At 66.4% G+C, this 25,463-nt stretch carries 20 protein-coding genes; 3 read left to right on the top strand and 17 right to left on the bottom strand.

Going from position 1 to position 25,463, the window contains the following annotated elements:
* Positions 1–14: 14 nt before the first annotated feature.
* The 16 genes from E0702_RS07820 to leuC all read right to left on the bottom strand — a co-directional run bounded on the left by E0702_RS07820 (position 15) and on the right by leuC (position 19,396).
* Positions 15–566 carry a cytochrome b gene (locus E0702_RS07820; RefSeq protein WP_132042559.1) on the bottom strand — a complete coding sequence of 184 codons (552 nt, stop codon included), beginning with the start codon at positions 564–566 and terminating at the stop codon, positions 15–17.
* Between the two features lie 170 nt (positions 567–736).
* A complete protein-coding gene (locus E0702_RS07815) occupies positions 737–1,933 on the bottom strand; it encodes an O-succinylhomoserine sulfhydrylase (protein WP_132042557.1) in 1,197 nt (398 codons plus the stop codon).
* A gap of 10 nt (positions 1,934–1,943) precedes the next feature.
* Entirely contained in the window at positions 1,944–3,464 is a 1,521-nt protein-coding gene (purF, locus tag E0702_RS07810) for an amidophosphoribosyltransferase (RefSeq protein ID WP_132042555.1), read from the bottom strand.
* A gap of 156 nt (positions 3,465–3,620) precedes the next feature.
* Positions 3,621–4,190: a CvpA family protein gene (locus tag E0702_RS07805; protein ID WP_132042553.1), complete on the bottom strand. Its 570-nt coding sequence runs from the start codon at positions 4,188–4,190 to the stop codon at positions 3,621–3,623.
* Position 4,191: 1 nt separating this feature from the next.
* Positions 4,192–4,902, bottom strand: a complete 711-nt coding sequence (locus E0702_RS07800; protein WP_132042551.1) for an SPOR domain-containing protein — start codon at positions 4,900–4,902, stop codon at positions 4,192–4,194.
* Positions 4,899–6,245, bottom strand: coding sequence for a bifunctional tetrahydrofolate synthase/dihydrofolate synthase (folC, locus tag E0702_RS07795; RefSeq protein ID WP_132042549.1), 1,347 nt, complete (start codon positions 6,243–6,245; stop codon positions 4,899–4,901). The genes E0702_RS07800 and folC overlap by 4 nt, the downstream gene beginning before the upstream one ends.
* A gap of 6 nt (positions 6,246–6,251) precedes the next feature.
* Entirely contained in the window at positions 6,252–7,301 is a 1,050-nt protein-coding gene (gene accD / locus E0702_RS07790) for an acetyl-CoA carboxylase, carboxyltransferase subunit beta (RefSeq protein ID WP_132042547.1), read from the bottom strand.
* A gap of 79 nt (positions 7,302–7,380) precedes the next feature.
* On the bottom strand, positions 7,381–8,193 hold the full coding sequence (trpA, locus tag E0702_RS07785; RefSeq protein WP_132042545.1) for a tryptophan synthase subunit alpha: 813 nt from the start codon (positions 8,191–8,193) through the stop codon (positions 7,381–7,383).
* A gap of 15 nt (positions 8,194–8,208) precedes the next feature.
* Complete coding sequence (trpB, locus tag E0702_RS07780; RefSeq protein WP_132042543.1) at positions 8,209–9,447, bottom strand: tryptophan synthase subunit beta; 1,239 nt, start codon at positions 9,445–9,447, stop codon at positions 8,209–8,211.
* A gap of 144 nt (positions 9,448–9,591) precedes the next feature.
* The gene (locus E0702_RS07775; protein WP_132042541.1) at positions 9,592–10,218 is read right to left on the bottom strand and encodes a phosphoribosylanthranilate isomerase; all 627 of its coding nucleotides are present in this window, start codon (positions 10,216–10,218) and stop codon (positions 9,592–9,594) included.
* Positions 10,215–11,135 (bottom strand): tRNA pseudouridine(38-40) synthase TruA, encoded by a 921-nt coding sequence (truA, locus tag E0702_RS07770; protein ID WP_132042540.1) that lies wholly within the window; start codon positions 11,133–11,135, stop codon positions 10,215–10,217. The genes E0702_RS07775 and truA overlap by 4 nt, the downstream gene beginning before the upstream one ends.
* A 7-nt stretch (positions 11,136–11,142) precedes the next feature.
* A complete protein-coding gene (locus E0702_RS07765) occupies positions 11,143–13,965 on the bottom strand; it encodes a FimV/HubP family polar landmark protein (protein ID WP_132042538.1) in 2,823 nt (940 codons plus the stop codon).
* A 760-nt stretch (positions 13,966–14,725) separates the two neighbouring features.
* Complete coding sequence (gene asd, locus E0702_RS07760) at positions 14,726–15,838, bottom strand: aspartate-semialdehyde dehydrogenase (RefSeq protein ID WP_132042536.1); 1,113 nt, start codon at positions 15,836–15,838, stop codon at positions 14,726–14,728.
* 124 nt (positions 15,839–15,962) lie between these two features.
* Positions 15,963–17,042 (bottom strand): 3-isopropylmalate dehydrogenase, encoded by a 1,080-nt coding sequence (leuB, locus tag E0702_RS07755; RefSeq protein WP_132042534.1) that lies wholly within the window; start codon positions 17,040–17,042, stop codon positions 15,963–15,965.
* Positions 17,043–17,275: 233 nt separating this feature from the next.
* The gene (leuD, locus tag E0702_RS07750; RefSeq protein WP_132042532.1) at positions 17,276–17,929 is read right to left on the bottom strand and encodes a 3-isopropylmalate dehydratase small subunit; all 654 of its coding nucleotides are present in this window, start codon (positions 17,927–17,929) and stop codon (positions 17,276–17,278) included.
* Positions 17,930–17,932: 3 nt separating this feature from the next.
* Positions 17,933–19,396 (bottom strand): 3-isopropylmalate dehydratase large subunit, encoded by a 1,464-nt coding sequence (gene leuC, locus E0702_RS07745; RefSeq protein ID WP_132042531.1) that lies wholly within the window; start codon positions 19,394–19,396, stop codon positions 17,933–17,935.
* Between the two features lie 403 nt (positions 19,397–19,799).
* On the opposite strand from leuC, the gene E0702_RS07740 reads away from it, so the two are divergent.
* On the top strand, positions 19,800–20,711 hold the full coding sequence (locus E0702_RS07740) for a LysR family transcriptional regulator (RefSeq protein WP_132042529.1): 912 nt from the start codon (positions 19,800–19,802) through the stop codon (positions 20,709–20,711).
* Positions 20,712–20,734: 23 nt separating this feature from the next.
* Positions 20,735–22,075 carry a hypothetical protein gene (locus tag E0702_RS07735; protein WP_240721697.1) on the top strand — a complete coding sequence of 447 codons (1,341 nt, stop codon included), beginning with the start codon at positions 20,735–20,737 and terminating at the stop codon, positions 22,073–22,075.
* Positions 22,076–22,135: 60 nt separating this feature from the next.
* Here the strand turns inward: E0702_RS07735 and E0702_RS07730 are convergent, their stop codons facing one another.
* The gene (locus tag E0702_RS07730) at positions 22,136–22,651 is read right to left on the bottom strand and encodes a zinc ribbon-containing protein (protein ID WP_132042527.1); all 516 of its coding nucleotides are present in this window, start codon (positions 22,649–22,651) and stop codon (positions 22,136–22,138) included.
* Between the two features lie 215 nt (positions 22,652–22,866).
* Between E0702_RS07730 and leuS the strand changes: the two genes are divergently transcribed.
* Positions 22,867–25,461: a leucine--tRNA ligase gene (leuS, locus tag E0702_RS07725; protein ID WP_132042525.1), complete on the top strand. Its 2,595-nt coding sequence runs from the start codon at positions 22,867–22,869 to the stop codon at positions 25,459–25,461.
* Positions 25,462–25,463 lie beyond the last annotated feature (2 nt).

Below are 25,463 nucleotides of genomic sequence, written 5' to 3'. Positions count from 1 at the left end.
CGAAACGACATCGGTCAGCGTCGTCCTGCATGGGGATCGATCATCCGACGAAGTACTGGATTGCGATCAACAAGATGGTGCTTGAGCGCAGCGACGGCATGACCGGCGGACAGGATCATCAGCGCCAGAGCGGCATACCAGTGCACCTCACCGGCCACACTGGCCTGATTGGGCAGACCACTGATCACCGCCGGTACCGTGAACCAGTCGAATACCGCGATGCCCTTGCCATCGGCGGTGGAGATCAGATAACCGCTGACCAGCACCACCAGCATCAGCACATAGAGGCCCAGGTGCCCCAGATGGGCTATCGCCCGCTCCAGCGGCCCACCCAGTGCGCGAGGCGTCGGATTGACCAGACGCCACCCCAGGCGCAGCAGGGTGGCAAAGAGCACCAACATGCCCAGCGAACGATGCCACCAGGGGCCCAGGTTGTACCAGGGATCGTAGTAACCCAGACCGGTCATCCACCACCCCAGGATAAAGAGTCCGATGATGAGGATGGCCAGCGTCCAGTGCAGCAGGATGCTGACCATCCCCCAGCCATCATTGGTATTACGCCACATGGCCCCTCCGTCCCCATACTTGATATGGGACAGCTTACCCCAGGTAATCGTTCGAGTCCGCTGAATAAACCCAAATGCTGCATTCGAAAAAAGTGTTGCTTTGGCGTATGGCGTAGACGAAGACGCCCGTGCCGAATCTCCCGGCACGGGCGTCAGAACGACAGTCGGAATCAGACCAAGGCGTCGAGCCCACGGGCCAGATCGGCCCGAATATCATCGAGGGCCTCGAGCCCCACCGCGACCCGAATCAACCCTTCGGCGATACCCGCCGCCGACTTCTGGGCATCGCTGAGGCGACCATGAGTCGTGGTGGCGGGATGAGTGATCGTGCTCTTCACATCCCCCAGGTTACCGGTGATGGAGAGCAGTCGAGTCGCATCGATCACCGACCAGGCCGCCTCGCGCCCCCCCGCGACCTCGAATCCCAGCACGGCGCCGAAGCCGCGCTGCTGGCGTGCGGCCAGGGCATGCTGCGGATGGCTGGCGAGACCACTGTAATGAACACGGGTCACCGCCGGATGAGCCGACAGCCACTCGGCCAGGGCCTGCGCACTCTGGCAGTGGGCCCGCATGCGCAGCTCAAGGGTCTCGAGCCCCTTGGTGAAGATCCAGGCATTGAACGGACTCAGGCAGGGGCCGCAGGTCCGCACCACGCCGAATAGCTCCTCCAGCTCCTTGTCGCGCCCCACCACCGCGCCACCGATCGCCCTGCCCTGCCCATCCAGATACTTGGTGGCCGAGTGGATCACCAGATCGGCCCCCAGGGTCAGGGGGCGCTGCAACGCCGGTGTCAGGAAGCAGTTGTCGATGGCCAGCAGCGCCCCGTGACGATGGGCGATCTCGGCCAAGGCGGCGATGTCCACCACCTCGGAGAGCGGATTGGAGGGGGTCTCGGCGAACAGCAGCCGAGTCGCGGGCGTCATCGCCGCCTCCCAGGCCTCGAGATCCGACAGCTCCACATAGCGGGTGGTGATGCCCAGCTTGCCCAGATACTTGTCGAACAGGCTCACCGTCGAGCCGAACAGTGAGCGCGAGGCAACGATCTCATCACCGGCCGACAACAACGCCAGCGCCGTGGAGAGAATCGCCGCCATCCCCGAGCTCGTCGCCACGCAGCGCTCACCCCCCTCCAGCGCCGCCAGGCGACGCTCGAAGGTACGCACCGTAGGATTGGTAAAGCGCGAATAGATATTGCCGGGCTCCTCCCCGCCGAACTTGCGCGCCGCCTCGGCGGCGCTGCCATAGACGAAGCTCGAGGTAGGGAAGATCGGCTCGCCGTGCTCCTGTTCACCGGTACGATCATGGCCGGCGCGAATCGCCAGGGTCTCGAGCGCCCAGGGCGAGTCGCTATCGTGTTCGTCATGCATGCGCATCGCCTCAGTCGTCGATATCGTCATCGAGATTATGGGTGCCAACCAGGGCATGGTCACCGGCGCTCTGCTGCTTGGCATCATCGTTGCGCGAGGCCTCGAGCGCCGCCAGGTAGACATCGTCGATATCACCGGTCACGTAGTTGCCATCGAACACCGAACAGTCGAAGGCATCCAGGGCCGGGTTGGCCTCACGGCAGGCGGCCTTCAGATCGTCCAGGTTCTGGTAGAAGATGCGATCGGCGCCGATCAGCTCTCCCACCTCGGCCTCGCTGCGCCCATGGGCGATCAGCTCACCGGCCGAGGGCATATCGATGCCGTAGACATTGGGATAGCGCACCGGCGGCGCGGCGGAGGCGAAGTAGACCTTGCGGGCCCCGGCCTCACGCGCCATCTGGATGATCTGCTTGCAGGTGGTACCCCGCACGATGGAGTCATCCACCAGCAGCACGTTCTTGTCCTTGAACTCCACGCCGATGGCATTGAGCTTCTGGCGCACCGACTTACGCCGCTGGGTCTGGCCCGGCATGATGAAGGTCCGCCCGATATAGCGATTCTTCATGAACCCCTCGCGATAGGTCACCCCCAGATGCTGGGCGAGTTCCAGCGCCGAGGTGCGCGAGGTATCGGGAATCGGGATCACCACATCGATATCATGCTCCGGCCACTCGCTCTGGATGCGGTCACCCAGCTTGCGTCCCATATGCATGCGGGTGCCGTAGACATAGGCGCCATCCAGGATCGAGTCGGGACGCGCCAGATAGACGTGCTCGAAGATACAGGAGGTCAGCTGGGGAGCATCCGCGCACTGCTGGGTGTAGATCTTGCCCTGCATGTCGACGAAGATCGCCTCGCCCGGCGCCAGGTCTCGCTGCAGTTCGAAGCCCCCCACGTCCAGGGCCACCGACTCGGAGGCGATCATCACCTCCTGGCCGGCCCCCTCGTCACGGGTGCCGAACACCACCGGGCGGATACCATGGGGGTCGCGGAAGGCCACCAGCCCCACCCCATTGATGATCGATACCGCCGCATAGCCACCCCGGCAGCGCCGATGGACGCGGCGCACCGCATCGAAGACATCGCCCGCCCCCAGGTGCAGCCCCTGCTTGCCCAGCTCATGGGCGAAGACGTTGAGCAGCACCTCCGAGTCGGAACTGGTGTTGATATGGCGCAGATCGGAGGAGAACAGCTCCTGCTTGAGCTGATCGGAGTTGGTCAGGTTGCCGTTATGGGCAAGCGCGATGCCGTAGGGAGAGTTCACGTAGAACGGCTGGGACTCCGCCTCGCTGGAGGAGCCGGCGGTGGGGTAGCGAACATGGCCGATGCCGAGGTTGCCCCTCAGACGCGCCATATGGCGGGTATGGAAGACATCGCGTACCAGACCATTGCTCTTGCGCAACAGAAAGCGGCCCTCATGCCAGGTCATCATGCCGGCGGCGTCCTGTCCGCGATGCTGTAGCACCGTCAGGGCGTCGTAGATGCCCTGGTTCACCGCCTGCTTGGCCATCAGGCCCACTATACCGCACATTCCACCTTACCTCGTTTTCCTGGACTTGCCTTGACTGGTAACCAGGGCTATCGCAGGTAGCTCGGGGCTGGTCTGGCGCGTAGCCTAACTGCAATAGCTCTGGACTGGTAACTGCTATCTGGAAACGCGGAAGACCCACAGGGCCCCCACGGAAAATTATCTCTCGGGAGGCGTTGTGACCCTCTGCGTGGTGGCGTCGCTACCCGGCAGGGACAACTCATCGAGCGATGACGGCACGTCCGGAACCCGCCCATCCCAGGCCTCGAAGTGGCTGACCGCCCAGTCACGCAACTGCTCGAGATGCGGGCGCAGTACCGCCCCCTGCCAGGCCTCGAGCCTGGCCAGCGGGGTCAGCCCGATCACGATGGTCACCAGCACCAGGATGGCGGCCCCCTTGGCCATCCCGAAGGCCGCCCCCAGCAGGCGGTTGACCAGCCCCATGCCGACCCACTCCACGGCGGCCTGCAACAGCCGGATGATGATCCCGCAGACCAGCACGACACCGAGGATGACCAGCACGAAGGCCAGCACCAGGCGGCCATCGGGACTGTCGATGACACCCGCCAGCAGATCGGCCACCGGCTGTGCGAACATCCGTGCCGCCAGCAGGGCCACTATCCAGGCCCCCAGGCCCAGGGCTTCGCGCACCAGGCCACGCAGCAGCCCGGTAATGCCGGTTACCGCCAGCAGCGCGATAAAGATCCAGTCGAGCCAGGTCAGGGTCATGTCACTCCTTCACCCGGACCAGCAGGCCCTGGAGATTGACCCGCGCCTTGACCTCGGCGACCGCCTGTTCACCGGCCTCGGAGGTGGCAAAGGGGCCCACATAGACGGTGGTAAGGTCGTTGCCGCGTGGCCGGCTGTAGGCAGTGAAGCCCTCGTCACGCAGCTGAGCCAGCAGCCGCTCGACGTTGGATGGCTTGCCGAAGCTGCCGACCTGAACGGCCCACTCCCCCTGCGCCACGGCCGCGCCGGGAGATGATGAGCGCTCGGCCAGTCGCTGGTCGGCCGCCCGCGCCAGCTCGGCGATGGGATCCACGGCAGTCGCGGTGTCGGCGGGCTCCTGGGTAGAGCCCTGTTTAGCAGATGACGGTTCGGCAGATGCCGGCTCGTCAGAGGTCTGTTCGCTCGCCGACGGCATGTCCTGGCTCGTCGCCTCCGTCGAAGCGATTCGGGATGAACGCGTCTCGTCGCCGGGCAGGAGACGGGGGGTGGGCTCTGGAATCACGCCGGACGCCTCGTCGCCCGACAGGCTGGCCGGTGGCTGCGGTTCCGGCACATCGTGGCGCTCGACCTCGATGGGTGCCTCGATGCTGATCGACGGCTCGGGGCGCCCGTCACGCGGGGCCGGGTCATCGAACAGCATCGGCACGAAGATAACCGCCAGAGCGATCAGGATCACCGCGCCACTCAGGCGCTCACGCATACCATACTTCACGGGGCTACCTCCCTGGAGCTCTGGTCCGTGTCAGTCTGTACCGAACCGGCGACGCTTGCCAGCCGCGGCAACACCTCCCCCACCGTCAGGAAGGAGCCACATACCAGCACCCGGTCCTCCTCCCCCAGCTGGGTCACCAGCCACTCGACGGCCTCGCCGGGAGACGTGGCGCGATGCATCACGGATTCGCCTCGGGCGGTGAGTCGCTCGGCCAGCTCATCGGCACTGCGGGCGCGCTCCCCCGCGAGGCTCGCCGGCACCCAGCCATCGATCACCGGCGCCAGGGCGGCGATCACGCCATCGGCGTCCTTGTCGCCCAGCATCGCCAGCAGCGCCAGGGTACGCCCACGACAGGGACGTGCCTGGAGTCGCTTGGCCAGATAGCTGGCGGCATGCGGATTGTGGCCCACATCCAGGCACCACTGCCCCCACCACTGCATGCGCCCGGGCAGCCGAACACTCGCCAGTGCCTGACGGCATGCATCGACCTCGAGAGTCACGTCGGCCAGGCTAAGGGCCTGCAGCGCGGTGGCGGCGTTATCCAGGGGCAGGCCGGGGTCCGGGAGATCACTCAGGAAGGCGGCGGGGTCAGACCCCGAGCCCCTGGGGTCTGACCCCACTCCCCTCCAGCACCACCCCTCGGCCTCGCCTTCGCGGGTAAACGCCTCGCCCAGTGCATAGTCGGGGGCGCCGAGCTTGGCGGCGGTCTCGCGCACGCTGGCCGGCAGGGTGCGGCTGCCCAGCACCGCGGGGCGTCCGGCACGCATGATGCCGGCCTTCTCACGGCCGATCTGCTCGAGGTCGGTGCCGAGGAAGGCGGCATGATCCTGAGCCACGGTGGTCACCACGGCCACATCGGGATCGATGATATTGACCGCGTCGAGCCGCCCCCCCAGGCCCACTTCGAGAATCGCGAGGTCGGGCGGCCGACGGGAGATCGCCCATAGCGCTCCCAGCGTCCCCACCTCGAAGTAGGTCAGGCTGATCGGCTCACCCGCCAGACGCGCCTGCTCCACCGCCTCGAAGCCCGCCATCAGCGCCGCGTCGTCGGCCTCCTCGCCATCGAGACGCAATCGCTCGTTGTAGCGCACCAGATGGGGGGAGGTGTAGGTCGCCGTGGTCAGGCCATGGGCGCGAGCCAGGGCCTCCAGCATGGCCACCGTGGAGCCCTTGCCATTGGTGCCGGCCACGGTGATCACGCGCCCGGCCAGGGGCCGAGCGAGCAGTCCCATGCGCCGGGCGACCTCGGCCACGCGCTCGAGGCCAAGGTCGATCCCCACGGGGTGAGCGGCCTCGAGACGCGCCAGCCAGGCGTCCAGAGTGGTGGGCAGCGCCTCGCTCATGGGGCGTCAGCGCCGCTCGTCGGCGGAGTCTGCGGGCGCTTCATCACTCGCAGACGATGTGTCCTCGGCGCCGGTTTCCGGTGCCTCGGTCGGGGTCTCGGCCGTCGTCGGTTCGGCATCAACGCGGGCCTCGCCCTGTTCGGCCTCTTCCACCAGGTCAGGGGTCGTCGGGGTGACCGCCAGTTCAGGCTCTCCGCTGGCGGGCTGATGGGTCAGCTTGCGCAGCACTCGGCCCAGGCGATCGCGAATCTCACGACGGTGCACGATCATGTCCACGGTGCCGTGCTCGAGCAGGAACTCGCTGCGCTGGAAGCCTTCCGGCAGCTTCTCGCGGACCGTCTGCTCGATGACTCGCGGGCCGGCGAAGCCGATCAGGGCATTGGGCTCGGCCATGTTGATATCCCCCAGCATGGCCAGCGATGCCGAGACCCCACCGAAGACCGGGTCGGTGAGCACCGAGACATAGGGGACGCCGGCCTCCTTGAGCTTCTCCAGTGCCGCAGAGGTCTTGGCCATCTGCATCAGCGAGAACAGCGCCTCCTGCATCCGCGCCCCGCCGGAAGCGGCGAAGCAGATCAGCGGGATCCCCTCCTCGCGAGCCAGGGTCGCGGCGCGCACAAACTTCTCACCAACCACCGCCCCCATGGAGCCCCCCATGAAGGAGAACTCGAAGGCCACGGTTACCACCGGCAAGCCATCCAGGGTGCCACGCATGGCGATCAGGGCATCCTTCTCGCCGGTCTCCTTCTGGGCCGCCGTCAGGCGGTCCTTGTACTTCTTGGAGTCACGGAACTTGAGGCGGTCGACGGGCTCGACCTCCGTGGCGATCTCTTCCCGCCCCTCCTTGTCGAGGAACCAGTCGAGGCGCTTGCGGGCGGTCAGGCGCAGGTGATGATCGCACTTGGGGCAGACGTTGTGCTGCTTCTCGAGTTCGGGAAGATATAGCACCGACTCGCACTTGGGACACTTGCGCCACAGCCCGTCGGGCACGCTCGCACGGCGGTCTTGGCGCTGGATTCGCCCAATGGAGGGCACGATCTTGTCTAGCCAGCTCATGTCAGAAAGGGTCCGTGTTCGTGTCGGCGCCCGGGGAGGCCCCGGGCGCATGAATCGATTCGTGTAGCCGCTACTTGAGTTAGGCGTTCAGGGCGTCCAGGGCCTGACGCATCTCGCCGAGCACCGCCTTGAGCTCGGCAGGAATCGCCTCGGGCGTCTCGGTATTCTCGGCGATGCGGCTGACCAGTGCCGAGCCGACGATGACCCCGTCGGCCACCTTGCCCACCTCGGCCGCGGAGGCACCGTCACGGATGCCGAAGCCCACGCACAGCGGCAGGTCGGTCATGCGCCGCAGCGGCGCCAGATGGTCGGCCACATCCGTCGCATTGAGGATCGCCGACCCGGTAACGCCCTTGAGGGAGACATAGTAGAGATATCCCTCCCCATGGGCGCATATTGTAGCGGCCCGCTCCTCGGAAGTGGTAGGTGCAACCAGGAAAATCGAGGCGAGACCGCGAGATTTCAGCAGCGGCCCCAGCTCCTCGGCCTCCTCCGGCGGCATATCCACCGTCAGCACGCCGTCGATGCCTGCCGCGGCGGCCTGCTCGGCGAAGGCCTCCAGGCCGATACGCTCCATGGGATTCAGATAGCCCATCAGCACCACCGGTGTCGTGCTGTCGCTCTGGCGAAACTCCCGCACCATCTCGAACAGATGAGAGAGGCGCACGCCACGCTTGAGCGCACGCTCGCAGGCCTTCTGGATCACCGGGCCATCGGCCATGGGGTCGGAGAAGGGCACCCCCAGCTCGATGACATCGGCGCCCGCCTCCACCAGGGCATGCATGAAGCCCACGGTGTGCTCGGGGCCGGGGTCGCCGGCGGTGATAAAGGGAATCAGCGCGCGGCGCCCCTGGGACTTGAGGTCGGCGAAGCGTTGGTCGATACGATTCATGGTCTGGCCCGTCATCTAGAATGAGATCCCGTCGAGGTTTGCCACCGTCATGATGTCCTTGTCGCCGCGCCCCGAGAGGTTGACGACGATATTCTGGTCGGGACGCAGGGTGGGAGCCAACACCTTGGCATAGGCCAGGGCATGGGCCGACTCCAGGGCCGGCATGATGCCCTCGACGCGGGTCAGCTCGCGAAACGCCTCGAGCACGTCGTTATCGTTGGCGGCCACGTAGTTGACCCGCCCGACATCCTTCCAGAGCGCATGCTCGGGGCCGACCCCGGGATAGTCCAGGCCCGCCGAGACCGAGTGGGTATCGGAGACCTGGCCTCCCTCGTCGGACATCAGGTAGGTGCGATTGCCGTGCAACACGCCGCGGGGCGCGCCAGACGACAGCGGCGCCGCATGGCGCCCGGTCTCGACACCATCGCCGCCGGCCTCCACGCCATACATGACGACATCATCGTCCTCCACGAACGGATAGAAGAGCCCCATGGCGTTGGAGCCACCGCCCACGCAGGCGACCAGTGCATCGGGCAGGGCGCCGAACTCCTCGAGCGACTGACGACGTGCCTCACGACCGACCACGGCGTTGAAGTCGCGCACCAGCATCGGATAGGGGTGCGGCCCGGCCACGGTGCCGATGATATAGAAGGTGTTATCGACGTTGGTGACCCAGTCCCGCAGCGCCTCGTTCATGGCATCCTTGAGGGTACGCGTGCCGGACTCCACCGGGATCACATTGGCGCCCAGCAGGCGCATGCGATAGACGTTGAGCTTCTGGCGCTGGACATCCTCGGCCCCCATGTAGACATCGCACTCGAGCCCCAGCCGCGCGGCCACGGTGGCGGTGGCCACGCCGTGCTGACCGGCACCGGTCTCGGCGATGACTCGCGGCTTGCCACTCTTCTTGGCGAGCAACGCCTGCCCGATGGTGTTGTTCACCTTGTGGGCGCCGGTGTGGTTGAGGTCTTCGCGCTTGAGCCAGATCTGTGCCCCACCGAGCTGCTTCGACCACCGCTCGGCATGATAGAGCGGAGATGGCCGGCCGACATAGTGGGCCAGGTCGTAGTCGAATTCCGCCAGGAACGCCGGATCATCACGAAGACTCAGGTAAGTCTTCTCCAGCTCATCCAGGGCGAAGCTCAGGGTCTCCGAGACGAACCGGCCGCCATAGGGGCCGAAGTGGCCACGGGCATCCGGCAGTCGGGTCAGGTCACTGAACTTGCTCACGAAAGACACCTCACAGATCGCCATTGGGCTTGGGTTTATAGGGGCTTGGGTTTATAGGGGCTTGCGGTTACAGCGCTTGGGGTTACAGCGCATGGGATTACAGGGCCTGGAATGACAGGGATTCGGGGTTACCGAATATCGAGTGTCGGCAAATCGAGTTCGCGGCACTCAGCAACGGTTGTCGCCATCGTGGACCGCGTTCATGAAGGCCGCCATGCGCGACACATCCTTGACACCAGGAGCGGCCTCGATACCGCCGGAGACGTCAAGCGCAAAGGGTGCGACCGTCGTGATCGCCTCGGCGGCATTGGCTGCACTCAAGCCTCCGGCGAGAATAACAGGTTTTGCCAGGCTTGCGGGGATCCGCGACCAGTCGAAGGTCTCCCCGGTCCCCCCCGGCACCCCCGGGCGATAGGCATCGAGCAGCAGCGCCCGCGCGCCGGCATAGGCCTCGGCGGCCGCGACCAGATCGAGATCCTCGCGCATGCGCAGCGCCTTGATCCAGGGCAGCGGTCCCGCGGCACACGCCTCGGGCGATTCATTGCCATGGAACTGCAGCAGGTCGAGGTGGGGCGCACAGCGTGCGACCCACTCGGGCTCGGCATCAACGAACAGCCCCACCCGGGTGACGAAGGCCGGCACCCGTGCGCTCAGCTCGGCCAACCTCTGCTCATCGATGGCGCGCTTGCTGCCTGGCCAGAGCACGAAGCCGAGGGCATCGACACCTGCCGCCACCGCGGCCTCCACGTCCTCATTGCGAGTCAGCCCGCAGAACTTCACCCGGGTGCGCATCATGTCGTCTCCCGGTCGAGCGCCAGCGGCCGGCCACGGCGGAACTCGACCATCGGGCAGTCCGGAAGGGTCCGTTCACCGCTCCACTCCCCCAGGAAGGCGAGCAGATTGGGACCCAGGGGCTCCCTGGGCAGCCCCCACTGGTCGTCATAGAGCGAGTCCACGAAGTGCAGACCGCAGGCCGGTGCCGTGACATCGGCCAGGGTGCGGTCCTTCAGAGTCATCAGCTCGGCCAGATAGTCATCGCCACGCTCGCCCCGCCCCACCGTTACCAGGGCACCGACGATATTGCGGATCATATGGTGCAGAAAGGCATTGCCCTGAACATCGACCACCACCAGGGGGCCATGACGATGCACCTCGATGAAGTGCAGATGGCGCCAGGGGGTCTTGGACTGACAGCCGGCGGCACGGAAGCTGGAGAAGTCATGCTCGCCCACCAGCACCTGGGCGGCACGGTGCATGGCGTCGGCGTCCAGGGGGTCGCGACACCAGGTCACGTTGGCACGCTCCAGCACCGGGCGGCTCGGCTGATTGAGCAGCACATAGCGGTAGCGGCGCGCCAGCGCCTTGAAGCGCGAATGAAACGCGTCGGGCACCTCGGTGACCCAGCGCACGGCGATATCCCGTGGCAGATTGGCATTGGTGCCGAATACCCAGGCCTTCTGGGAGCGCGGCACCGGCGCATCGAAGTGGATGATCTGACGGGTGGCATGAACACCCGAATCGGTGCGCCCACTGGCATGCACCGTTATCTTGTGGCTGGCGACCGTGCCCAGCGCCTCCTCGAGGGAGGCCTGCACCGAGGGGGCGTGCTTGAGACGTTGCCAGCCACAGTAGGCGCTGCCGTCATACTCGACCCCCATGGCCAGGCGTCCGGTCATGGGGGTGCGTTCATCGAGGCGTTGGAAAAGAATCATGCGGTGATCAGGCATCCAGTCGTCTAAGCAGCGCCAAGGCATCTGCCCGAGTCGCCGGGTCGCCGTTGCGACTCAGCTCATCGAGAAGCTCCCGGGCCCGACCCGCTTCACCGGCATCGATCAGGCGCTGGGCAGCGCTGATGGAAAACTCGCTATTATCCGTCTGAAGCGGCGGGAAGGAAACCTCTTCCACCTCCCAATTATCGGCAAATGACCGATCGGCAGGCGCCTCGACATCACCGCGATCCAGGCTCGCCCCCTCCTCGAGCCCGGCACCCTTCTCGGCGACCCCGAGCCCCTCGGTGGTAAATTCGACACTGGGCTGCATGGGCGTCTCCTCGCGAGAGGCGGCGGGAGAGTCGAGGACGGGGGGGCAATACTCGAGCATATCGCCGCTGCCATCGAGACCGGCACGCGTCACACTGGACGGTGACGAGGGTGTCTCGGTCGCGGAGCGACCAGCCGTTTTCGGCTCCCGTGCAGGCTCTGGCTCTGGCTCTGGCTCTGGCTCTGGCTCCTGCATCGGCTCTGGCTCCTGCATCGGCTCTGACGCCAGCGTCGGCTCGCGCTCTGGCTCCGGCTCGGACACGAGACCTGCGCCAATCTCGCTACTGGACTCGCCACCCGTGGGGGGCGCTTCATGAGCGGCCATCCTCGGCTGCGTCTTCTCCTCCACGCCCTCATCGCCGGCTGACTGGTCGAAGAGCCTGGGCGGCAAGGCCGCCGCTTCACCGAAGTCGGCCCGTTCGCCCCGAACCTCATCGTCCGTCGTTTCATCGAACTGGGTAGGCTCGGCCCAGGTCTCGACGGCTGCCGCTTCACCGAAGTCGGCGCGCTCACCACGCTCCTCGGCCGCCGCCCCCGCGGCAAGGCCATAATCCGCCATCAGCTGTTCGGTCTTCTCGACCATCGCGGGGCTGCCCCCCACCATCAACGCCTCCGCCTCGCGCTCGGCCGCCTGATAGCTGCCTAGCTCCAGATAGACACCGAGCAGCTTGAAGCGCAGATCGTCACGCTCGGGCTCACGCTCGAGGTTGCCCTCCAACAGCTTGCGCGCCTGATCGTAACGCCCATAGGCGATAAAGATATCGGCTTCGTTGATGCTTTCGGCCTGGGGAAGCGTGGCGCTCATTCCAGACCCGCTGGGCGAGGCCGCCATGGACGCACCCGACATGGACGTACCCGACATGGACGTACCCGACATGGACGCACCCGATGGAGAAGCGCCAACCTGCAGCGGCGAGGCCGCGCCGGGGGTGGCCACTCGCACCACGCCGGCCTCCGAGGCACTTGCCTCTCTTCCGTCGCGGCGACGATAACGCAGCGCCAGCCACAGCCCCAGCAGCGCGGCCAGGCCGGCTCCACCCAGCACCAGGCTACGATCCCACTCGCCTGGATAGACCCCTCCCCACCAGGATGTCTCCTGCTCATTGACGGAAGCGGCTGCCAGCCCACCGGCACCTGGCCCCTCGACACCCGCGCCGCCGGCCGTCAGCGACGCCAGCTGATCGCGCAGCGTCGACAGCTCATCGCGCATATCGCCGAGCTCCTCCTCCAGCGCATTGCGCTCCGCCTGCACCGCCTCCAGTTGAGCCTGACTCTGCCGCCAGCGCTCCTCCAGGCGCAATAGGCGCTGGTCTTCGGTGAGCCCATCGGCATAGAGCGCCGCCTCGGACTCGGCATCGACGTCGGCGTCGTCTCGTGATGCAGCATCTTCCACGCCCGGCTCCGCTGCCGAACGCTCCAAGGCACCGTCACCGCCCTCCTCTACCGACCCTGCTGTAGCCGCCGTCTCGGCGCCGCCCCCCTGCTCCGCCGCCACCTGGGCATCGGTCAGCAGGGTCAGGCGGGGGCCGGCGTCATCAACCGCACCATCCTCTTCGGTCGCCGGAGGTTCGCTCTGGGCGACGCTCCTATCGGCGGCGGCCTCATCAACGGAGGCACCCTCAGACGAAACCTGAGCCTGCCGAGAGGCATCCTGGGCGGCGACGACGGCGCCCTCGGCTACGCTCTGCGCATCGTTCAGCGCCACCCGCGCCGGGGCCCCGCTGCCGCGATTGGCCCACGCCTGGTTCATGGCGCCGACGACACGCTCGGCCTCTGCCGGAGAGCGGGCCACGATGGTGGCGCGATCAGGCACCGAGAGAGCAAGGCCCGCGCGCATGGCGTTGATATTGCCGGAAGGGAAAGCCTCCGGATTCGCCGCTACCAGCGCCACCATCATCTGCTTCATGGTGATGTCACTATCCGGCCTCAGGCGACCCGCCACCCCCCAGAGCGTGTCGCCGCTGCGCACCCAGGTCGGCCCCCGATTCGAGGCGGAGGCCGACCGGGACGGCGCCGCAGCAGCAGTGAACGCAGCCTGGCGCTCCTCGGCAGACGGCGCCGAAGACGCCACGCCGCGAGCGCTGCCGGTCACCAGCGCCGGCATCTCGTCATAGTTGGGGGGGTCGAGCAGCAGCGTGACCTCGCGCACCATCTGACCCGTCGGCCACTCCAGCTGCAGCAGCAGGTCGAGCCACGGCTCACGCACCGGACGCCGGGTGATCAAGTCGACATGGAGTCGCCCCTGACGGCGCTCGACGCTGAGCTTCACGCTCGCGGCGAGCGGGGTACGCTCCAGGCCCGCCGCGGCAAAGGCCCGCTCGCTGGCCACCGAGACATTGAGCAACTCCGGCTGGATGCCTGAGGCATCCACCAGAGGCACCGAAGCACGCAGCGGCGCATTGAGGGTCGAACGCACGTCTACCTCTCCCAGCCCCACAGCCAGCGCCATGGGGCTAGTGGCGGAGAGCGAGAAGAGCATGGCGAGTGTCAGCTTGCGTTTCATGTGATTCCCTTACAAACGACGAAAGAACCGTACACGTCGTATCAGCCGAGGCAGAGCCGTTATGCCATAGAGTCTTACTCTCTGTGTACCATAAACCTGATACCTATGCGCCCCGTAGCCTCAACCTTTAGCCCTTGACAAGCCACCTGCAAATAAATGGATTTTCGCAAACTGGCGTAAATCCGTTCGGCAGTGAGCATTGGGGGCCGAGCTCATTGTGTGGGGGGGCTGAGCTCATTGTGGGAGGCCGGACTCATTGTGGGAGGCCAGACTCATTGTGGGAGGCCAGACTCATTGTGGGAGGCCAGACTCATTGTGGGAGGCCAGACTCATTGTGGGAGGCCGGACTCATTGTGGGAGGCCAGACTCATTGTGGGAGGCCAGACTCATTGTGGGAGGCCGGCTCTGCCGGGCGAATGGAGGCCGAAGGCCTCCCGGTAAAGGCACAATACTGAGCAACATTACCAAGGCGCCTGTCGGCGCCATCGCCCGGGAAACCCGGCCTCCCACAGGGTGGTGCCAACCCCCGGAGAACCCGGCCTCCCACAGGGTGGTGCCAACCCCCGGAGAACCCGGCCTCCCACAGGGTGGTGCCAACCCCCGGAGAACCCGGCCTCCCACAGGGTAGTGCCCCCCAGTGGGTAGTAGAGCAACCTTCCTATCTACAGGGTTCACGTCAGTCTGCGATGAATCAATAAATAGAGCGGGGAGCCTCAAGGGAGGCTCCCCGCCATCGTACGGCTACCGGTACAACGAAGCGTTACTGCTGCTTGAGGATCATCAACATCCGCTTGAGCGGCTCGGCGGCCCCCCACAGCAGCTGGTCACCCACGCTGAAGGCGGAAAGATACTCACCGCCCATGGCCAGCTTGCGCAGACGCCCCACCGGTACGGTCAGGGTACCGGTGGCAGCGGCCGGCGTCAGATCACGAATGGTCGCCTCCTTCTCGTTGGGCACGACCTTGACCCACTCATTATGCCTGGCGAGACGGTCCTCGATCTCGTCGAGGGGCACATCCTTCTTCAGCTTGATGGTGAAGGCCTGGCTGTGGGAGCGCATCGCGCCGATACGCACACAGAGACCATCGATGGGAATGGGGTTGTCCTGAAGACCGAGGATCTTGTTGGTCTCGACGGAGCCCTTCCACTCCTCGCGGCTCTGGCCGTTGTCGAGCTTGCTGTCGATCCACGGCAGCAGGCTGCCGGCCAGCGGTGCGCCGAAGTTGTCGGTCGGGAACTCGCCGGAGCGCATCGCCGCGGTGACCTTGCGGTCGATATCGAGGATGGCACTGGCCGGGTCGGCCAGCTCGTTGGCGACACTGTCACGCAGACCGCCCATCTGGTTGAGCAGTTCACGCATATGCTTGGCACCGGAGCCGGACGCCGCCTGATAGGTCATGGAGGTCATCCACTCGATCAGGTCGGCCTCGAACAGCCCGCCGAGTCCCATCAGCATCAGGCTGACGGTGCAGTTGCCGCCGACGAAGGTCTTGGCACCCTTGGCCAGCTGCGCGTCGATGACGCCACGGTTGACCGGGTCGAGCACGACGGTGGCCTCGTCCTCCATGCGCAGGGTGCTGGCGGCATCGATCCAGTAGCCCTTCCAGCCACCCTGGCGCAGATCGGCATAGACCTTCTTGGTGTAATCGCCGCCCTGACAGGTGACGACCACATCCAGCGCCTTGAGCGCGTCGAGGTCGAAGGCATCCTTGAGCGGCGGAACGTCCACGCCTACGTCGGGACCGGCCTGGCCGACCTGGGAGGTGGTGAAGAAGACCGGCTCGATGCCCTGGAAGTCACCATCCTCGACCATGCGCTGCATGAGTACCGAGCCCACCATGCCGCGCCAACCAACGAAACCGACTTTCAACATGTGAAGTCCTCCAGAAATAGAATGTGGCCATTAGTATACAGGGGCGAGGGACAAGGGACGAGGGACCCCTCGAACCTCACCCCTCGCCCCTTGATCCTCGAACCTCGAACCTCGCCCCTCGAACCTACAGCGCCTCGAAGGCGGCCAGCACCGCATCGCCCATCTCGCTGGTGGAGACGGTACGGGTGCCCCCGGAGGCGATATCGGCGGTGCGCAGCCCCTCGTCGAGCACCTTGCCCACGGCCTCTTCGATCTGCGCGGCCAGGGCCGGCGCGTCCAGGGAGTAGCGCAGCATCATGGCCACCGAGAGGATGGTTGCCAGGGGATTGGCCACGTTCTGGCCGGCGATGTCCGGGGCACTGCCATGGCAGGGCTCGTACATGCCCTGGCCTGACTCGTTGAGCGAGGCCGAGGGCAGCATGCCGATGGAGCCGGTCAGCATGGCGGCCGCGTCGGAGAGGATATCGCCAAACATGTTGCCGGTGACCACCACATCGAACTGCTTGGGCTCGCGCACCAGCTGCATGGCGGCATTGTCGACGTACATATGGGAGAGCTCGACATCCGGGTACTCCGGCGCCAGCCGCTCCATCACCTCGCGCCACAGGATGGTGGCCTCGAGCACATTGGCCTTGTCCACGGAGCAGAGCTTCCTGCCGCGCTTCTGCGCCAGCTCGAAGGCGACCCGCCCGATGCGCTCGATCTCGCTCTCGCTGTAGACGTAGGTGTTGAAGCCGACGCGCTGGCCGTCACGCTCCTCGATGCCGCGCGGCTGTCCGAAATAGATGCCGCCGGTCAGCTCGCGCACGATCATGATATCGAGGCCGGCGACCAGCTCACGCTTGAGACTCGAGGCCTCGGCCAGCTGGGGATAGGTGATGGCCGGGCGCAGGTTACCGAACAGACCCAGCTCCTTGCGCAAGCCCAGCAGCCCCTTCTCGGGCCGCTTGGCGAGATCCTCGATGGTGTCCCACTTGGGTCCGCCGACCGCACCGAGCAGGATACCGCGGGCGGCCCTGGCCTTCTCGAGGGTCTCGGCGGGCAACGGCTCGCCGTGAGCGTCATAGGCGCCACCGCCCAGCAGCCCCTCCTCGATCTCGACATCCAGGCCACGGGCCTGACAGGCGGCCAGGATGCGGCTGGCCTGGGCGGTGATCTCGGGGCCGATGCCATCGCCCGGCAGTACCAGAATCTTCTGCGTCATTTTTGCTTCCTTGTGAGATTACCGCCGACACCGCAGCGGGGCGCCGGGGGCAGGCCGTAGAGGAGGTCCTACGCCAGGGATGGCGTCGGTAGCGTACAGGGAGGTATTCACAGCGCCTCCTCGTAGGCCTGCCGCCGGATCAGCCCCGCGGTCCGGCGGCAAGTGCTTAAAAATGTAAAACCTCGGCGGCGTCGCGGATCAGTCCCGCTTCCCGCCAGCAGGTGCAAGAACTATCAGGCCTCGGCGCCGTCGCGGAACAGCCACGGACGCGTCTCACGATGCTTCGCCTCGAAGGCGCGAATGGCACCCTCATCCTTCAGGGTGATGCCGATATCGTCGAGCCCCTCGAGCAGGCAGTGCTTGCGGAAGGCATCCACCTCGAACTCGATGACCTCGCCGGAGGGCGTGGTGATGCGCTGGTTCTCCAGGTCCACGTCCAGGGCATAACCTTCATTGGACTCGACCTCCTGGAACAGGCGCGCCACCGTCTCCTCGGGCAGGGTCACCAGCAGCAGGCCGTTCTTGAAGGCGTTGTTGTAGAAGATATCGGCGAAGCTCGGCGCGATCACCACCCGAAAGCCGAAGTCCTCCAGCGCCCAGGGGGCGTGTTCGCGAGAGCTGCCACAGCCGAAGTTGCGGCGCGCCAGCAACACGCTGGCCCCCTGATAGCGCGGCCGATTGAGCACGAAGTCAGGATTCAGCGGGCGCTGGGAGCAGTCCTGGCCGGGATACCCCTCGTCGAGGTAGCGCAGCTCGTCGAACAGATTGACGCCGAAACCGGTGCGCTTGATCGACTTCAGAAACTGCTTGGGAATGATCAGGTCGGTGTCGACATTGGCCCGATCGAGGGGCGCGACGATGCCGGTGGTGCGTTCAAACTTGTTCATGGTTCAGGCCTCCTGCGCCTGGGCGTCGTCATTGGCAGCGCCATCGTTGACAAACTCGCGGACATCCACGAAGTGACCCGCGATGGCGGCGGCGGCGGCCATCGCCGGGCTGACCAGGTGGGTACGCCCCCCGTAGCCCTGACGCCCCTCGAAGTTGCGGTTGGAGGTGGAGGCGCAGTGCTCGCCGGCACCCAGCTTGTCGGCGTTCATGGCCAGACACATGGAGCAGCCCGGCTCGCGCCACTCGAAGCCCGCCTCGATAAAGATCCGGTCGAGCCCCTCGGCCTCGGCCTGACGCTTCACCAGGCCGGAGCCCGGCACCACCATGGCCAGCTGGATGGAGTCGGCCACCCTCTTGCCGCGAGCCACCTTGGCCGCCTCACGCAGATCCTCGATGCGCGAGTTGGTGCAGGAGCCGATAAACACCTTGTCGAGGCGGATATCGGTGATCTTCTGGCGCGGCTCAAGTCCCATATACTCCAGGGCGCGCGTATAGCCATTGCGCACGCTGTCGTCGCTCTGGGCGGCCGGGTCGGGTACCTCGCCGGAGATGCCGGTGACCATCTCGGGGCTGGTGCCCCAGCTCACCTGAGGCTCGATCTCGGCGGCATCCAGGGTCACCACCTTGTCGAACTCGGCCTCCGCGTCGGAGACCAGCCCGCGCCAGTCGGCCACCGCGGCCTCCCACTGCTCGCCCTTGGGGGCATAGTGACGGTCGCGCAGGTAGTCGATGGTCTTGTCGTCGACGGCGATCAGGCCGACCCGCGCACCCGCCTCGATGGCCATGTTGCACACCGTCATGCGACCCTCCATGGAGAGGCTCTCGATGGCGCTGCCGGCGAACTCGATGGCGTAGCCGGTGCCGCCGGCGGTGCCGATCCTGCCGATGATCGCCAGCACCACGTCCTTGGCGGTGACGCCGGTGCCGAGCTCACCCTCGACACGCACCTGCATGTTCTTCATCTTCTGGGCCAGCAGGCACTGGGTGGCGAGCACATGCTCCACCTCCGAGGTGCCGATGCCGTGCGCCAGCGCGGCGAAGGCGCCATGGGTAGCGGTATGGGAATCACCGCAGACCACGGTCATGCCCGGCAGGGTCGCGCCCTGCTCCGGCCCCACCACATGCACGATGCCCTGGCGCGGATCATTGATCTTGAACTCCTCGATGCCGAACTCGCTGCAGTTGTCATCGAGAGTCTGCACCTGGATCAGCGATACCGGATCCTTGATCCCGGCATTGCCCTCGGCGCGCTCCTTGAGGGTGGTCGGCACGTTGTGGTCGGGCGTGGCCAGGTTGGCGTCGATGCGCCACGGCTTGCGGCCCGCCAGGCGCAGCCCCTCGAAGGCCTGGGGCGAGGTCACCTCATGGAGCAGCTGACGGTCGATGTAGATCAGCGCGGTACCGTCATCGCGCTCCTTGACGAGATGCTGCGACCACAGCTTGTCGTAGAGTGTCTGGCCTGCCATATCGTTTCTCCCGGGCCCTGCGGCCCTGTGCTTTTTTAGTCGGTCTTGGAAGCGCCTTGATACACCTTCCAGGAGCGGCTTTTCCGGCGACAGGCCTCTGCGGGGGCGCTGTGAATACTTCCCTGTACGCTACCGATGCCCTGCTTCGCTCTCGCGTCCTGCTCCGCTTGCAGGGCCAGTGCTGGCCATCCATGGCCAGCCCGTTCGAAGCAGTGCTTCTCACCCCTGGCATAGGACCCCCGCTTCGGCCTATCCCCGGCGCCGCTCCAGCCGGTCAAGGGGGCCTGACCCCACGGCGCTCCAGTCTTGGCGCTTTAGGGCCAGTTTCCCGCCCCTCGCCCATAAAATCAATTCATGTTATTTATGGATTGCATTCCTTTATGGAATTCGAAATGGAGGCGCCGTGGATACCCAGAGCCTGCAGGCCTTTCTCGCCGTGGCCGATAGCGGCAGCTTCTCACGCGCGGCGGAGCAGCTGCATCTGACCCAGCCGGCGGTCAGCAAGCGCATCGCCGTGCTCGAGACCCAGATCGACGCTCGGCTGTTCGACCGCATCGGCCGCCGCGTCACCCTGACCGAGGCGGGCCGGGTGCTGCTGCCTCGTGCCCGGGAGATCCTGGTGATGGTCAGCGACAGCCGCCGCGCCCTGGGCAACCTGGCCGGTGCCGTGGGCGGCAGCCTGACCCTGGCCACCAGCCACCATATCGGCCTGCATCGCCTGCCGCCGCTGCTCAAGGCCTATACCCGGGACCACCCCGACGTGCGCCTCGACCTGCACTTCCTCGACTCCGAGGAGGCCTATCAGGGCGTGCTGGATGGCTCGCTTGAGATCGCCGTGGTCACCCTGGCGCCTCATCCGGACCCTCAGCTCGAGGCCGTGCCGCTATGGGTCGACCGTCTCTGCTTCGTCTGCGCCCATGACCACCCGCTGGCCCAACGCCAGCACCTGGCCCTCGACGAGCTATGCGACTTCGACGCCGTGCTGCCGGGGCCACAGACCTTTACCCGCGAGCTGATCGAGACACGCTTCGAAGCCGCCGGCCTGCGCCTGCCGGTCGCCCTCTCCACCAACTATCTGGAGACACTCAAGATGATGACCGCCATCGGTCTGGGCTGGAGCCTGCTGCCGGAGCGCCTGGTGGCCGGCGAGCTGCACGAACTGGCGGTCGACCACCCGCCGATCCATCGTCCGCTGGGCTATCTGGTGCATCGCAACCGCACCCTCTCCAATGCCGCGCGGGCCATGCTGGCGGCGCTGGAGGCGTCACGCGAGCCCCTGAGCGGCACGGCAGCGCAGGATTCGTTAGACTGCTAGCCGACTAGCCAGGAGCCCTGCCCGTGCCCAAGCCCCCCTCCGCTCGCCCTGCCTCTCCGACACCGCTGCGCCATCGGCTCGCCGGTGGCCTGATCCTCACCGGCCTGGTACTGCAGATCCTGCGCCTGGCGGGGCTGCCGGTGATGCTGCCGGCGGTCAGCGTCGTCTTCTGGCTGGCGGTCGCCCTGCTCTGGCCGGATCTCAAGCGCAGCAATCGGCGCCAGGCCAGCGTCCTGGCCGGCGTGGGAGTGACGCTGCTGCTCGCCGCCGCGCTGCGCTACGACGCCGAGATCGCCTGGGCGCATATGCTGGATGGCAATACCTATGTGGTGGCCATGCTGGTCGGGGTGAGCTTTATCGGCCTGATCGGCACCCGCCAGGGGCATGCGCCGCCACCCGGCAGCGCCGTGACGGGACGACGCGGCACCGCCGGCACCTGGCTCGGGGTGCACCTGCTCGGCGCCATCCTCAACCTCTCCACCATCTTCATGATCGGCGACCGCCTGCGCCGGCATGGCGAGCTGAGCATGCCGCAGCTGCTGGCCCTCAATCGCGGCATCTCCGCCGCCGCGCTGTGGTCGCCCTTCTTCGCCTCCATGGGGGTGGTGATGACCCTGGCCCCGCAGATGGAGTATGCCACCATCCTCGCCCTGGGCCTGCCCCTGGCCCTGGCCGCCGGCACCCTCTCGCTGCTCGACCTCTCCCGGCGCTTCGACCTGGACCGGGTGGCCGGCTACTCGCTGTCGCCACGCAGCCTGCTGATGCCCGTGATCATGGCGGTGCTGGTGATGCTGTTCCACTTCGGCCTGACCCCATGGCTCTCCATCGTCAGCATCATCACCTTCCTGCTGCCCGGGGTGGCGCTGGTCAGCAACCTGCCCCGCGGCCCGCGCTGGACCCTGACACGGGTGCGCAACCACGCCCTGGAACGGCTGCCGGCGATGCGCGGCGAGATCTCGCTCTTCCTCTGCGCGGGGCTGCTCACCCAGGGGCTGTCGAGCTTTATCGGCGCCGCCACCGGCAACGACTGGCAGCTCTTCGCGCACTTCGGTGCCCCCCAGGCCATCGCCAGCTTCCTCGGCATCGTGGCCAGCGCCGTGGCCGGGCTGCACCCCATCATCGGCGTCTCGGTACTCGCCTCGATGCTCGACCTGAGTGGCGAGCGCCAGACGCTGTTCGCCTTTATCGCCCTCGCCGCCTGGGCGGTGGGCACTTCAGTGGGCCCCCTCTCGGGCATCAACCTCTCGCTGCAGGGCCGCTACGGCATCAGCGGCACCCGCATGACGCGCCAGAACCTGGGCTATGCCGCCGTGCTCGCCACGCTGGTGGTCGCAGGAGTCGTGGTGCTGGATGCGTGGCTATAACAGGAGCAAGGGGTCTAGGGTGCTCCTCGACCCTCGACCCTCGCCCCTCGTTCCTCGTTCCTACTGAGACACCCGCCGGAAGAAGCGATGCCCGCACTGATGGCAGGGCTCGATGCGGGTCAGCTCGGGCAGGTCGACCTCGGCATCGCAGTGCACGCAGGCCAGCCGGCCGGGCACCGCCATCTCCCCTTCGCAGTAATCGGCGCGGGCCGCCTCGAGCTCCTCCTCGAAGCGCTCGCGCTCCACCACGCTGCGATCGGCGATCGAGAGCAGCGACTCGCTCACCTGCCGTGACAACGCCGAAAGATCGATGCCGAGCCAGGCCGCCACGCCCTCCCCCCCGGCATTCAGATAGCGCCGCATATCCTTGAGATCGCGCTCCACCCAGGCGCGCAGCAGCGACAGCTCGTCCTTGGTGAACTCCTCGAGCTCGGCCTCGAACTCCACCGCGTCGTCCAGCTCCTTCTGCAGGTTCTCCCAGGTCAGCTCCCGGGCCCCCTCGCGCAGGCGGTCCAGCATCCGCTCATAGCCTTGGCGCAGGTGGCGTTCCTCGTGCTCCTTGTGTGAATCACTCATGGTGCTCTCCTCGATATGCGAATGGGGAAACGCCGAGCCCCAACGTAGCCGGGCAAGGCCGTGCTGGGGTATCCTCTCCCTACCATTTAGACGACTTCCCGCCGTCAGTTCAACGCCTTGTCACCAGCATGCACAGGCAACATGACGCCGGACAAGCCATTCGAGCGTGCGCCCCCGGCGCGCCGAACCGATAGCCAAGGTACCCGTTGACAGCGATGGACGCACAGTACAAGCCCCAAGAGATCGAACGCGACGCCCAGCAGTTCTGGGAAAAGAACCAGTGCTTCAAGGCGGTGGAGGATGCCACCCGCGAGAAGTTCTACTGCCTGTCGATGTTCCCCTACCCCAGCGGCAAGCTACATATGGGGCATGTGCGCAACTACACCATCGGCGACGTGGTCTCCCGCTACCAGCGCATGCAGGGCAGGAACGTGCTGCAGCCCATGGGCTGGGACGCCTTCGGCATGCCGGCCGAGAACGCCGCGATCCAGAACCAGGTCCCCCCGGCCGAATGGACCTACGCCAACATCGACTACATGCGCCAGCAGCTCAAGGCCCTGGGCTTCGCCTATGACTGGAGCCGCGAGTTCGCCACCTGCGATCTGGATTACTACCGCTGGGAGCAGTGGTTCTTCGCCAAGCTGGTGGAGAAGGGACTGGTCTACAAGAAGATGTCCACGGTCAACTGGGACCCCGTGGACCAGACCGTGCTCGCCAACGAGCAGGTGATCGACGGCCGCGGCTGGCGCTCCGGCGCCCTGGTCGAGCGCAAGGAGATCCCGCTGTGGTTCCTGCGCATCACCGACTACGCCGACGAGCTGCTGGCCGATCTCGACAGCATCGAGTGGCCCGAGCAGGTCAAGACCATGCAGCGCAACTGGATCGGCAAGTCCCGCGGCGTGGAGCTGAGCTTTGACATCAAGTCTGAAGATGGGACTACTCAGGAGCCGCTCTCGGTCTATACCACCCGCCCCGACACCCTGCTGGGGGTGACCTATGTGGCGGTGGCTGCCGACCACCCGCTGGCCCGCCAGGCCGCCGAGAACAACCCCGAACTAGCCGCCTTCCGCGAGGAGTGCGCCCAGGGCGGCACCAGCGAGGCGGAGCTTGCCACCCGCGAGAAGAAGGGCATGCCCACCGGCCATCTGGCAGTGCATCCCCTCAGCGGCCGCGAGGTGCCGGTCTATGTGGCCAACTTCGTGCTGATGGAGTTCGGAACCGGCGCGGTGATGGCGGTACCCGCCCATGACCAGCGCGACTGGGAGTTCGCCACCAAATACGGAATCGCCATCGAGCCGGTGATCGCCGATGAGAACGGCCAGGCGCCGGATCTCTCCGAAGGCGCCCATGACGAGCACGGCATCCTGATCAACTCCGGCGAGTTCGACGGCCTCGACTTCGAGGCGGCCTTCGACGCCATCGCCGCGAAGCTTGCCGAACTCGGCCGCGGCGAGGTCAAGACCCACTACCGTCTGCGCGACTGGGGCGTGGCGCGCCAGCGCTACTGGGGCGCACCCATCCCGGTCAAGTACGGCCCCGAGGGCCAGACCGAGCCGCTCAGCGATGAGGAGCTGCCGGTCGCCCTGCCCATGGAGGTCACCGTGGACGCCACCGGCTCGCCGCTCAAGCGCATGCCGGCGTTCTCCGACCTGGGCGACGGCTGGGTGCGCGAGACCGACACCTTCGACACCTTCATGGAGTCCTCCTGGTACTTCGCGCGCTTCTGCTGCGCCGACAACCAGGAGGCGATGCTCGACGAGCGCGCCGACTACTGGCTGCCGGTGGACCTCTATATCGGCGGCATCGAGCACGCCATCCTGCACCTGCTCTACGCGCGCTTCTTCACCAAGCTGATGCGCGACCTCGGGATGGTCAATGTCGACGAGCCCTTCCAGCGCCTGCTGACCCAGGGCATGGTGATCGCCGAGACCTACTACCGCCCGCAAGCGAACGGCGGCAAGCAGTGGTTCAACCCCGCCGATGTCGAGGTCAAGCGCGACGACAAGGGTCGCCCGGTCAGCGCCGTGCTGATCGAGGACGGCCTGCCGGTGGAGATGGGCGGCATCGAGAAGATGTCCAAGTCGAAGAACAACGGCGTCGACCCCCAGTCGATGATCGACCGCTTCGGCGCCGACACCGTGCGCCTGTTCATGATGTTCGCCGCCCCGCCGGAGCAGTCCCTGGAGTGGTCCGATGCCGGCGTCGAGGGGGCCCATCGCTTCCTCAAGCGTCTGTGGCGCCTGGTCGGCGAGCACCTCGAGGCGGGCCAGCCTGGCACGCTGGACGTCGCCAATCTGGATGACGCCCAGCGCGAGCTGCGTCGCAAGACCCACGAGACCATCAAGAAGGCGGGTGACGACATCGGCCGCCGCACCACCTTCAACACCGCCATCGCCGCGGTGATGGAACTGACCAACGCCATCGGCCAGTTCCAGAAGCAGAGCGACGCGTCTTCGCCTCAGGATCTCGCCGTGGCGCGCGAGGCCGTGGAGGCCTGCGTGCTGCTGCTCGCACCCATCACCCCCCACGCCTGCCATGCGCTGTGGGCGGCGTTGGGCCATGCCGAACCGGTGATCGACGCCCGCTGGCCGGCGCTCGACGAGAGCGCCCTGGCCCGCGACACCATCGAGCTGGTCGTGCAGGTCAACGGCAAGCTGCGGGCCCGCATCGAGGTCCCCGCCGACGCCGACAAGGCCACCGCCGAGGCCGCGGCCTTCGCCTCCGACAACGTCCAGCGCCACACCGAAGGCAAGACGGTCCGCAAGGTGATCGTGGTGCCGGGCAAGCTGGTCAATATCGTGGTGGGCTAAGC

This window comes from Halomonas marinisediminis (genome assembly GCF_004347715.1).
GTDB lineage: Bacteria > Pseudomonadota > Gammaproteobacteria > Pseudomonadales > Halomonadaceae > Halomonas > Halomonas icarae.
This window is presented reverse-complemented; position numbering and strand designations above follow the sequence as displayed.

Coding starts and splice junctions, on each gene's coding strand:
- accD (WP_132042547.1), bottom strand. CDS start 7,301: ATGAGCTGGCTAGACAAGATCGTGCCCTCCATTGGGCGAATCCAGCGC.
- E0702_RS07730 (WP_132042527.1), bottom strand. CDS start 22,651: ATGAGTGATTCACACAAGGAGCACGAGGAACGCCACCTGCGCCAAGGC.
- folC (WP_132042549.1), bottom strand. CDS start 6,245: ATGAGCGAGGCGCTGCCCACCACTCTGGACGCCTGGCTGGCGCGTCTC.
- trpB (WP_132042543.1), bottom strand. CDS start 9,447: ATGGCGATCTGTGAGGTGTCTTTCGTGAGCAAGTTCAGTGACCTGACC.
- E0702_RS07775 (WP_132042541.1), bottom strand. CDS start 10,218: ATGATGCGCACCCGGGTGAAGTTCTGCGGGCTGACTCGCAATGAGGAC.
- trpA (WP_132042545.1), bottom strand. CDS start 8,193: ATGAATCGTATCGACCAACGCTTCGCCGACCTCAAGTCCCAGGGGCGC.
- leuD (WP_132042532.1), bottom strand. CDS start 17,929: ATGAACAAGTTTGAACGCACCACCGGCATCGTCGCGCCCCTCGATCGG.
- truA (WP_132042540.1), bottom strand. CDS start 11,135: ATGATTCTTTTCCAACGCCTCGATGAACGCACCCCCATGACCGGACGC.
- asd (WP_132042536.1), bottom strand. CDS start 15,838: ATGTTGAAAGTCGGTTTCGTTGGTTGGCGCGGCATGGTGGGCTCGGTA.
- leuB (WP_132042534.1), bottom strand. CDS start 17,042: ATGACGCAGAAGATTCTGGTACTGCCGGGCGATGGCATCGGCCCCGAG.
- purF (WP_132042555.1), bottom strand. CDS start 3,464: ATGTGCGGTATAGTGGGCCTGATGGCCAAGCAGGCGGTGAACCAGGGC.
- E0702_RS07765 (WP_132042538.1), bottom strand. CDS start 13,965: ATGAAACGCAAGCTGACACTCGCCATGCTCTTCTCGCTCTCCGCCACT.
- E0702_RS07815 (WP_132042557.1), bottom strand. CDS start 1,933: ATGCATGACGAACACGATAGCGACTCGCCCTGGGCGCTCGAGACCCTG.
- E0702_RS07805 (WP_132042553.1), bottom strand. CDS start 4,190: ATGACCCTGACCTGGCTCGACTGGATCTTTATCGCGCTGCTGGCGGTA.
- E0702_RS07820 (WP_132042559.1), bottom strand. CDS start 566: ATGTGGCGTAATACCAATGATGGCTGGGGGATGGTCAGCATCCTGCTG.
- leuS (WP_132042525.1), top strand. CDS start 22,867: ATGGACGCACAGTACAAGCCCCAAGAGATCGAACGCGACGCCCAGCAG.
- leuC (WP_132042531.1), bottom strand. CDS start 19,396: ATGGCAGGCCAGACACTCTACGACAAGCTGTGGTCGCAGCATCTCGTC.